General features: G+C 48.7%; 7 protein-coding genes. 2 read left to right on the top strand and 5 right to left on the bottom strand.

From position 1 onward, the window contains the following. Window positions 1–207: 207 nt before the first annotated feature. Window positions 208–1,212 (bottom strand): protochlorophyllide reductase, encoded by a 1,005-nt coding sequence (locus QUB64_RS01310; RefSeq protein ID WP_333269063.1) that lies wholly within the window; start codon window positions 1,210–1,212, stop codon window positions 208–210. Window positions 1,213–1,497: 285 nt separating this feature from the next. On the opposite strand from QUB64_RS01310, the gene QUB64_RS01305 reads away from it, so the two are divergent. After that, window positions 1,498–1,764 (top strand): BrnT family toxin, encoded by a 267-nt coding sequence (locus QUB64_RS01305; RefSeq protein ID WP_333269062.1) that lies wholly within the window; start codon window positions 1,498–1,500, stop codon window positions 1,762–1,764. Window positions 1,765–1,766: 2 nt separating this feature from the next. Next, window positions 1,767–2,024: a BrnA antitoxin family protein gene (locus tag QUB64_RS01300; RefSeq protein WP_333269061.1), complete on the top strand. Its 258-nt coding sequence runs from the start codon at window positions 1,767–1,769 to the stop codon at window positions 2,022–2,024. Between the two features lie 94 nt (window positions 2,025–2,118). On the opposite strand, the gene QUB64_RS01295 is transcribed toward QUB64_RS01300, so the two are convergent. From QUB64_RS01295 to QUB64_RS01280, 4 genes are all read right to left on the bottom strand, one after another. Then, entirely contained in the window at window positions 2,119–5,007 is a 2,889-nt protein-coding gene (locus tag QUB64_RS01295; RefSeq protein WP_333269060.1) for a response regulator, read from the bottom strand. Further along, window positions 5,004–5,489 carry a response regulator gene (locus QUB64_RS01290; protein ID WP_333269059.1) on the bottom strand — a complete coding sequence of 162 codons (486 nt, stop codon included), beginning with the start codon at window positions 5,487–5,489 and terminating at the stop codon, window positions 5,004–5,006. Before QUB64_RS01290 ends, QUB64_RS01295 begins: the two co-directional genes overlap by 4 nt. Beyond that, window positions 5,486–7,762 carry an ATP-binding protein gene (locus tag QUB64_RS01285; protein WP_333269058.1) on the bottom strand — a complete coding sequence of 759 codons (2,277 nt, stop codon included), beginning with the start codon at window positions 7,760–7,762 and terminating at the stop codon, window positions 5,486–5,488. The genes QUB64_RS01290 and QUB64_RS01285 overlap by 4 nt, the downstream gene beginning before the upstream one ends. 945 nt (window positions 7,763–8,707) lie before the next feature. Then, a complete protein-coding gene (locus QUB64_RS01280) occupies window positions 8,708–9,826 on the bottom strand; it encodes an alkene reductase (RefSeq protein ID WP_333269057.1) in 1,119 nt (372 codons plus the stop codon). Window positions 9,827–10,670: the final 844 nt, after the last annotated feature.

Genomic DNA, 10,670 nt, shown 5'->3' with positions numbered 1-10,670 from the left:
TTCAAGAGATTTTCCAAGGTTCGTAGTCAGGACTTCAGTCCTTCTGATTGCGGACTGAAGTCCTCACTACAAACCCACGTGCGGGCTAGGTTTCAAGAGATTTTCCAAGGTTCGTAGTCAGGACTTCAGTCCTTCTGATTGCGGACTGAAGTCCTCACTACAAACCCATGTCCCGACTCGGTTTCAAGCGCCAACTTGGATTTTGAATTATGCAGAGCGGCCCGCACTAGCAGCACCCATGGAAGCTCCGTCAGCCAATCCCACCAACTTAGCACTCAACTCCCACATCCGCTCGCCTTTCTCATCATCGCGCGCCTGCGGAGAAACCTTCTGCACAAAAGACTTACCATCTTTTTTCTGGCGATTTCCCCAACTCCAATAAGCCCCAGATTGCTTGTATTCTGGATCTGCAACCACCATCGCCAGCCTTTCCCCCGCCAACTCCTGCGATACGTAACCGCCGGTGATATTCTTCTGAAACAGCGGGAACAGCTTCTGAAACAAAGGATAGTGATTGCGGAAAAGCGGCGTATCCGCCACGCATCCCGGATACAACGAAGTGAAATTAATCCCCGTCGATTCGTGAAAGCGGCGGTGCAATTCCCGCATAGTGAGCACATTGCAAACTTTGCTATCTTTGTAAGCCTTGACAGGTTCAAACTGCTTCCCATCTACCATCGAAACCGGGTCTTTAAAACCCGCTTCAAAACCCTCAAACTTGCCCAAATCAGGACGCGGCGGAATCTTCCCGCCCAACTCGTCTGGATTGTGAGTCACAGTTCCCAAAATCACGATTCTCGCATCTTGATAATAGGAAGGCTTCATACTGTCCATCATCAGATTGCACAGCAGGAAATGACCGAGGTGATTGGTAGTCATCGTCAACTCGTAACCTTCAGGGCTGCGCAGCGGTTCCTTAATTAAAGGCAAATAGATAGCTGCGTTGCACACCAAAGCGTCTAGAGGCCTGCCGCTTGACTTGAATTCTCGAGCAAACCGGCGCACGCTCTCCAAATCGCCCAAGTCAATCTGCATAATCGTGAAACTACCTTGAGGTATGCCCAACTCTTGAGCGGCGTCTCCGGCTTTTCGCACGTCGCGACAGGCCATGACTACGTGCCATCCTTTGTCTGCAAGGGCTTTGGCGCCGTACAAGCCGACGCCGGAGGATGCGCCGGTGATGATAACCGTTGACTTGTGATTTTGTGCCATTTTCTTAAAAATGCTTCGATCGCGATTGATTATTTTTGGGGCATCTCAAAAGCTGAGCTAGTGGCTCGGATGTTTTGAGATTCCCTCAGGTTAATAGGATAGGCCCAAACGTTCTGGATCTCAACTTTCCAGATTGACGATCGCCAGTGCGCCCATTTTCCTTTGATTCGATCGACCTAAAAGTGCGATCGACCCAATCAATCTGTTACTGTTGCACCGAGTCCAATGTTCAGATTTTGTGGTGAAGCCGCTACAATGGTGTACAAACGTGCATATAACGCTTAAATGAGGTATCAATGGGACAAGGACAAAGCTGCTACCAATCTCAGCAAGCACGGAATCGACTTTGCTGATGCAGTATCAGTTTTTTCTGACGATTTGGCAATTACTACTCAAGATGAGCGATTTGACGAAGAGCCTTTCATCACAATTGGTATGGATGTTTTTGGTCAAGTTCTCATTCTCGTTTACACTTTCCGGGGTAATCAGATTCGGGTGATTTCAGCCCGGAAAGCTACACGTCGCGAACGGAAGCAATACGAAGAGGCATGAAGATGGAAACAGAATATGATTTCAGCAAAGGCAAACGGGGAGCAATCGATCCAATGCCCTCCGGTAAAACCAGAATTACCATTCGGTTGGATGATGAAGTGTTGGCTTGGTTCCGGGAACAAACGCATCTAGCGGGTGGCGGAAATTATCAGACATTGATTAATGAGGCTTTGCGCCAATACATTCAGCAACGTCGGGAATCGTTAGAGGAAATTTTGCGACGAGTCCTGAGGGAAGAACTTGAACGCATTGAAAGGTAGTCGGAAATTGTCTGGGTTAAAAGTATCAGCTATGGGCTATGTTTGAGAAATAATTTATCAAGATATTCTCAACCTCTCGCTCATATTTCCATAGCTATTTGCTCACTAAATCCGCGATCGCCCCAACCAATTGATAGGGTTCAACAGGCTTGGAAACGTGCCTCTGAAAGCCCGCCGCCAGAGCTTGTTGCTGGTTCATTTCTCCAGCATAGGCAGTTAAAGCGATCGCTGGGATCGCTCCCCCGCGATCGGGTGACAGAGAACGCACATATCCGATCAAACTGTAGCCATCCATTTCTGCCATGCCAATATCGCTCACCAAAACATCCGGCAAAAACGAGTCTAGGGCTACCATAAATTCGGCGGCAGATGCCACTGTCATCACCTCTGCTCCAGCCAGAAACAGCAGTACCCCGATTACTTCCCGGCTGTCTGCGTCGTCATCAATTGCCAACACTCGGATGCCTCTAAGATCCTGTTCTTGTTCTAATAGCTTGTCCGATCGATTTTCCTCTCTTTTAACGTTCAGCAATGGCAGGCTGACTGTAAAAGTCGCTCCTTTTCCTTCCCCAAAACTGTCAGCCTTGATTGTTCCGCCGTGGGCTTCTACCAGTTGATAAACGATCGCCAGTCCCAACCCTAGTCCCCCATGTTTGCGCGTAACAGAAGCATCTTCTTGACGGAAAGACTCAAAGATGTAGGGCAAAAAGTCTCGATTGATGCCTTTGCCAGTATCTATTACCACAATCTGCGCTTGCTTGTCTGCTGACTCTAGTCGAATGTCTACTCGTCCGCCCTTGGGAGTGAACTTGACAGCGTTGGAAAGCAAATTCCAGACAATTTGCTGGAGGCGAACGGCATCCCCAGACACTTGACCGATATTGGAGAGCACCGGATGAATCTGAATTGACTTGGCGGTGGCGGCAGTCTGCACAGTTTCGATCGCAGATTCAATCGTCGATAACAAATTGACCGGAGCCACATTCAGGCTGAGTTTGCCCCGCAGCACGCGAGCCATATCCAGCAAGTCGTCAATCAATTGAGTCTGGGCTAGGGCATTTCGTTCGATCGTCGCTAACGCTGCTACACTTTTGGTTCGATCCAGTTTGCCAGTTTGCAGCAATTTCGTCCAACCTAAGATCGGGTTGAGGGGCGATCGCAACTCGTGAGAAAGCACCGCGAGAAACTCGTCTTTGATGCGGTTAACTCTTTCCGATTCCGCCAAGGCAGCTTGTTTTAATTGCAGAATGCGATCGCGCTCGATTTCAGCTTGTTTGCGATCGGTAATATCCCGCGAAGTCGATAACAGTTGTACTACTGCGCCTGCCCCATCCCGGATCGGTGCTACCAGGACATCCCACCATTTTGGCGTGCCTTTGGCGGTGGCACAAAAGCCCTGGAATCTACCCAGTTCTCCTGCCTTCGCCGCCGCGATCGCAGCTTCTGCCTCTTGCTGAGCTTCATCTTGCCAAAAACAGATCCATTCCGCGTTCAAGTAGGGGGTGATATCGTCGATCTCCAACAGGCACATCCCTCCTGGATTCATGTATAAGATCCGTGCATCCAGATCCAGCACTTTGATACAGTCGCTGCTGCTCTCCAACACCCGTTTTCTAAACTCTTCACTCTGACGCAGCGCTTCCTGGGTGTGCTGGCGATCGGTGATATCCAAATCCACGCCCGACATCCGAATCGCTTGTCCTTGCTCGTTATAAAATACTTTTCCCAAGCTGAGCGCCCACCGGATTTTACCGTTGGGATACACCACCCGAAATTCAATGTTATAGTTTGCTCCCGTGCCGATCGCAACATCGATCGCTTTTAGCACGCGATCGCGGTCTTCTGGATGCAGCCTTTCGACAAACCGATCGTAGGAGCCATCAAACTCTCCAGGCGCCAACCCAAACAGCTCTTCCAGGTTAGAAGACCAGGTAATGTGGTTTTCCAGAATATTCCAGTCCCAGGTTCCCATGCGCGCGGCTGCCAGCCCCAACCGCAGTCTTTCTTCACTGCCCCGCAACACTTCCTCAGTGCGTTTGCGTTCGGCGATTTCGTGTTGCGCTTGCTGATAAAGCTCCGCCTGTCTGATCGCAATGCTCACCTGAGTAGACAGTTGCTGGAGCAAGTCAATCTCCAACGGTTGCCACTGGCGGGGAGAAGTGCAGTGATGAGCAATCAGCACTCCCCAAAACCGCTCTTCGTGCAGAATTGGCACCACTAGATTCGCCTTAACTTGATACTGAGTCAGGAGTTCAACGTGGCACGGGGCAATGCTGCCGTCGTGAACATCTGCTTTTGTAGTCACCATTCCCTGACGGTAGCGATCGACATAGCTCTCGACAAAACACGGATCGTAGATCTGAGCCGACAGAATTGAGATCCATTGGGCCCCCACAGATTCTGCCATCACAGTTCCTGTGCCGTCTGGTTCTAACCGAAACACGATCGCGCGATCGGTATGCAGGAACTGCCGCACTTCTTCGACGGTGATGTGCAGAATTTCATCGAGGTTGAGGGTTCCATGCACTTTCTGTGCGATCCGCGCGATCGCCTGCTCTCGATCGATCCGCTGTTGCAGTTGCTGCCGTAACTCCACGGCTGCGATCGTCCTGTGCACGACCAATTGCAAACTCTCTAGGGTGATTTGTCCTTTCACGAGATAGTCTTGGGCGCCTGCTTTGATTGCCTGAACTGCGATCGCCTCATTCCCCTGCCCCGTCACCATAACTACGGGTAAATTTGGTTGCTGTGCTTGGGTTTGTAGGGCTGCCAAAAATTCTAGTCCATCCAAATCTGGCAGTCGGTAGTCGAGCAACACCACATCCGGCTGGTGCTGCTCCCACAGCGCGATCCCTTGCTGTCCAGACTTGGCAGCGAGGATAGTATATTGATAATCGCGATCGCGCAGCAAGTACCGCCGATACATTTCGGTGTCTTCGGGGTTATCCTCCACAATCAAAACAGTGCGCTCAATTTTACTCATGACTGGTCTTCCTCCGGAGACTGAAAAGGGAGCATTGTGATTTCAAACCAGTAGCTCAACAACGTCTGAATACTTCGCTTCAAGAGCTTGAAGTCCATAGGTTTGATGATATAGCTGTTCGCTCCCTGTTGATAGCAGGCTTCGATGTCTTTGGGATTGTTGGAGGTCGTGAAAACAACCACCGGAATGTTTTTCAAATTTTCATCCTGTTTAATTTTATACAGTACCTCTCGCCCATCGGTTCCCGGTAAGTTGAGGTCTAGCAAAATTAGTCCCGGGCGCGGAGCAGTTTTAGGATCGGTGTAGGGTTCTGTGCGGTACAGAAACGCCAGGGCCCGATCGCCATTAATGCAGCGATAAACCTGGATCTGCGAAAAATATACGTTGAGGTAGCGTTGGAATGCTTCAAAGTCTTCGTTGCTGTCTTCAACGATCAGCAAGGGAGGGAGTTGCATACCGCGGGTGGCTGAATATCCGGTCATGGTTTGACCGCCGCCGATAATGTGAAGTAAAACGTGCTCCCCTCACCGGGCGTCGATTCTACCCAAATTTTCCCCCCGTGTCGATCGACAATTTTTTGGACGATCGTCAAACCTGCTCCTGTACCGCCACCATATTCGTCTTGTGCGTGGAGTCGCTTGAATATCTGAAACACCCGCCCCAAATGCTGTTGGGCGATGCCAATGCCGTTATCTCGCACATAAAATGTATATAAACTTGGGTCTTTACTGCTCGCGGCTTCTGATTCCATCAAACCAATTTCCACCCATTTCTCGGTTTTATCATTATATTTAATCGCGTTACTAATCAGGTTGGTGAATAACTCGCTGACTTGAGTGCGATCGCAAGCAACTGTCGGCAAGGATTGAGTGCGAAACTCGATCGGTTGCTGCGGCTGGCTGATCCTTAAAGTGTCGATCGACTGTCGCACTAAATCGTTGAGATTTGTCGGTTGGCGCGAAAGTTCGGTGCGTCCCAGCCTAGAATAGTGTAGCAGCGAGTTAATCAGATCCTCCATCCGCTGCGTTAGCCGCACTAGCGTTTGCAATTTGGCAATGCCGTCCTCGTGCAACACATCCCCGTAATCTTCAATCAAGAAATTGGAATAGTTATGAATGCCGCGCAGCGGTTCTTTGAGATCGTGGGAGGCGACATAGGCGAAGGCATCTAGTTCAGTGTTACTGCGTTCCAATTCTAGATTGATCTTAGCCATTTCATCTGCCTGACTGAGGATAATCCCGACGATCAGGCTGCGGAGTTCGGTGACGATTTCAATCTCGCAGAACTTCCAGGCTTCCGAGCAACCCTGCACCGTTTCTTGCCAGAGTTCAAAGGATTTGCGAGGAGACAACCGCATCTCGCCATCGGCTGTGACTTCGACAGGTTTGTTGGGGTTGCCGCCCCAGTTGACGGTTTGAATCACTTCTGGGCGGAACCAGAAGATATAATTTTGGTTGATTTTGGAAATTTCTAGTGCTAAGAGTCCGCTCGCAACCGCCTTAAATGAGTCTGCGGCTGGATAAATCTCAGATAGCGATCGGGTTTGAAACAGGTTGTGTTGAATCTGGGTTTTAATCCAGTCCCGCAGGGCAGGAATTTCAGCTTCTGGCGGCGTTTCACCCATACAAATAAATTGTTCTCCAGCACAAACCGCCACTCCCGTCGCACCCACGAGATCTAGCAGGTTGGAGTTGAGTTGAACTAATCCATCCCAGAAGCTTTTTGACTGAGATAGCAATTCTACAAACTTGCTTTGCAGCGACTTCAACTTGATTTTGTAGTCTAAGTCTTCACGATCTTCTTTGCTGGCTAGCTCGATCGACATTACCTGGCCCACAAACTCGCACATGGTTCGCACGCTATAGGGAACATAGTTTGGCGTCGAGTGATGGCAGGCAATCAGTCCCCATAGTTTTTGGTCTTGGATCAGCGAAATAGACATGGAGGCTGATACACCCATATTTTTGAGGTATTCTAAGTGTACGGGAGACACACTCCGCAGCACCGATAAACTCAAATCCGTCGGGCGCGAGTCTAAGGGATTTTGCGCTGGCACTAACGGGACAGGCTCATAGGAGGAGTCGGGAATCAACCGCAGCCAGTTGAGGGTATAAAGCTGTCTTGCTTGCTGGGGAATGTCGCTGGGGGGATAGTGCAAGCCCAGATAAGGCGTCAGCGTCTCCACCCGATCTTCTGCAATCACCCGTCCGGCTCCGGTGGCATCAAATTGATATACCATAACGCGATCGAATCCGGTAATTTTTCGCACTTCTTTCACCACAACCGCGCACATCTCCAGCAAAGTTGGAGCCTTTTGAATTTTAGTAATCGTGCCTTTAACTCGCTGGGCAAACTGGAAAAAGTCCGTTTTATTGCTCGTCTTTTTTGGTTCTAATTCCAAAACAATCAGGTTGTTCCAGCGATGAAAAATGCCATCAAACTTGAGTAATTTAGTTTGACGTTTGATGGAAATATCTAAGGGATTCACATACTCAAAGTCTTCGTTTAAGCATTGCTGGATCGCATCAATTTGCGGGCGATAGAGTAAGTTTAATAACGGTTTGCCCAACAGATATTGAGGATGCCTACCCACCAACTCAAACGTGTTGCTGCTGACTTGGATGACGTTCAAGTCAGATTCCTGCAAAACCAACAGCACCCCGTGGGGCTGAATCAGCCCGGGAATTTGAATCGGTTCGCGATCGCAGTTAGTTAAATCGACAGTTTGAGTTAAATCAACAACCTGATTTATCATAAATAGTGCGCCAAACTCCGGCTAAAAAAAATATTACTATAAATTAATATCATGTCCGGTCGATTACAGTTTGTAGTGCGGACTTAAGTCCGCTCAGATGTAGGGTGCGGATCCCTTCAAAATCATAAATAAAAATCGACAATCTCACATCGACGCACCTGGTTTCTGCCATGATTATTGCTAACAAACCTAACAATTATGTTGTTCCAATGGTTTTTATAAATCAATACGGTTCACGATCGACTCCTTATGGTTGGAGATCCCCTCGCATCCCCCGAACCAAGTGGGACTTTAAGAGCTTTCTTGTCCCACCCCCTACTCCCCTCCCACCAGGGGGGCGCCGGGGGGATCGGTCGATCGTGAACCGTATTGTTTTATAAATAGTATAAAGCACTTCTCTAGAAGCTGGCAAAGAGCTGTTGAGATACTCCCCACGTGTAAACGTGCGGGGAGTATCTCAAATCCTGATTTATCCGATCTCAACTTGATTGAGCGCTGGTGGAAAGTTAAACAGTCGAATGCGCCAGCAACTAAAGCACTTTAATTGTTTACTTCATGGGAGCCTTGCATATCTTATACCATTTATAAAAAGTCGTGCGACCCAATAATTTATGGGCGGAGTGAAACAGAGGGTTATTTCCAGCGCCTCTATGTGTCAGGTGCGGATCCATGAAATTGTCGAGAGAATTTAGGGATTAAGAATAGCGACGCACCCTACGAATATTGTTGCATCGAGTCCTAACCGACGAAAGCGGTTGCGAGACTTGGTATCGCCCCGTGCGATCGCCTAAACTAAGGAATGAAAATTTAATAACTGTTGCTTGTTGCTTGTTACTTTCGCTCTTCCTGGTAACGCTTCTGGGGCGAGGAAGAGCCTCCTTTTTTAGCTCGCAGCTTACAGGAGAGAGGACTGATTGAGGTGTTTAAGTTATTAAATTTTCGATCCTAAGAAATAGCTGCCGATTCTTGATAGCTAGGAAAGTCAATATAACCTTCAGGCCCAAAAGAATACCAGACGCCAACTTCCGCAGGCGGATTGAGCGGCCAACCGCCAGCAAAACGCTCTACCAAATCCGGATTGCTGATAAAATCCCGACCAAAAGCAATTAAATCCGCAACTTTGCTGCTCAAAGCCGTTTCGGCCTGTTCTTGAGTATATCCGCAGTTACCAATCAGCGGCTGGGAAAATACATCGCGAAACTCTCCTATCATCATCGGCGTTCCCAATTCGTGAAAGCCAAAAGCTAAACCATCCACCAGGTGAAGGTAAGCTAAACCGTAGACATTTAACTGCCCCGCAAAATACAGAAAATCTTCGCGATAATCTGGAGAACCCATATCATTGAAAACACCGTTGGGAGAAAGTCGAACTCCAACTCGGTTGGCAGGAAATACTGTCAGAATTGCCTCCACAATTTCCTTAAGAAAACGGTAGCGGTTTTCAACTGGGCCGCCATAGGAATCTGTGCGGTGATTGGTTTTGGATTGCAGGAACGTGTCAATTAAATAGCCGTTAGCCCCGTGAATTTCTACACCGTCAAAACCAGCCATTTTTGCCCGTTCTGCCGCGTGGCGATAATCTTCTACAACGATCGAGATTTCATCGGTTAAGAGAGCGCGGGGAGTTTCGTAGGGTTGTTTGCCGGCAGGGGTATGAATGCCTTCTCCGTTGATTTTGATGGCAGAGGCTGCAACTGGCAATTGATTGTTTTCCAGAAAACTGCTGTGGGAAGCGCGCCCGCAGTGCCAAAGCTGCATGAAAATCGGCGTTTCGCGGGCATGAACCGCATTTACAACTTGTTTCCAAGCTTCGCCTTGCTCGTCTGAATAAATACCAGGCGTATTCAGCCAACCGTTAGCTTGAGTAGAAATCACCGTGGCTTCTGTCACGATCAAACCAGCACTGGCTCGCTGAGCGTAATACTCGGCCATTAAGGCGTTGGGCATCCGCGTTTCACCGGCTCTGGCCCGCGTCATGGGTGCCATGACTACCCGGTTTTTTAACGATAAATCTCCCAATTTGAAGGGACTCAGCAGGAGTGAAGAAGTTGTTTCGGTATTCATAATCTCAATCTTTCCTCAACTGAATAATGTGGGAAATCACAGGGCTGTTAGCTGCTAAAAGTTAGTTAGATCCTATAGCGGTTCTCAATTTGTCTGAGGTACGCCGACGAGCCATTACCGATTACCAATTACCAAGGGTAGCTCATATTACTGAGAAATGCTAGATCCGAGCAATTAGGAATGAGAATTAAATAACTGACAATTTGATGGTTCTTGTGGGATGGGCGGGACGGGCGTCCTTTCTGGACGGGATCCCCCGCCCATCCCACAAACTTGTGTAAATTATTTAATTCGCGATCCTTACCAGTTAACTCTTCGATCTGGACGGAGTTGGTCTTTTTTTGTCAGGGCGCGAGGGGAGACCAATCTCAGTCTATGTTTTTCACAGCGTTTTGTCTCTTAACTATCCGATCTGAACTGTATTGATATATAAGTTTTCAATTACCAATTACGAAAAATTCCAGCGTCCGCGAATCTTTCGCTCGAAAGGCTATACACATGATTGATATCGTGTCCGATCGATTAACCGCAATCTTATCAGTTCGCGCGTGCGGACTTTCGCGGGCATATTTTTGCCCACGAAAGTCCGCACGTGCGTTCCGTTTTTGCAGCATGAGATCGGACGCTCCGGGGGCACGTGCGTTCCGTTTTTGTGATGGTAATTGACCGGACATGATATAAACTCTTATTCCCATCGACAAGGGCGGCAATTTAACAGGAAGACGCCGACAGCGACAATTCTATCAATGGCAAAAGAGAGCAAGTGGCAACTAATTTAATCACAATTCGACCCGATCGTTCCCTTACCTAGAGAGTTGAAACGCAGACGATCGCCGTGGACGAT

This window comes from Microcoleus sp. Aus8_D2 (genome assembly GCF_036702665.1).
In the GTDB taxonomy this organism is placed as follows: domain Bacteria; phylum Cyanobacteriota; class Cyanobacteriia; order Cyanobacteriales; family Microcoleaceae; genus Microcoleus.
The sequence above is the reverse complement of the archived record's forward strand: the minus strand, read 5'-3'. Positions and strand labels throughout refer to the sequence as shown.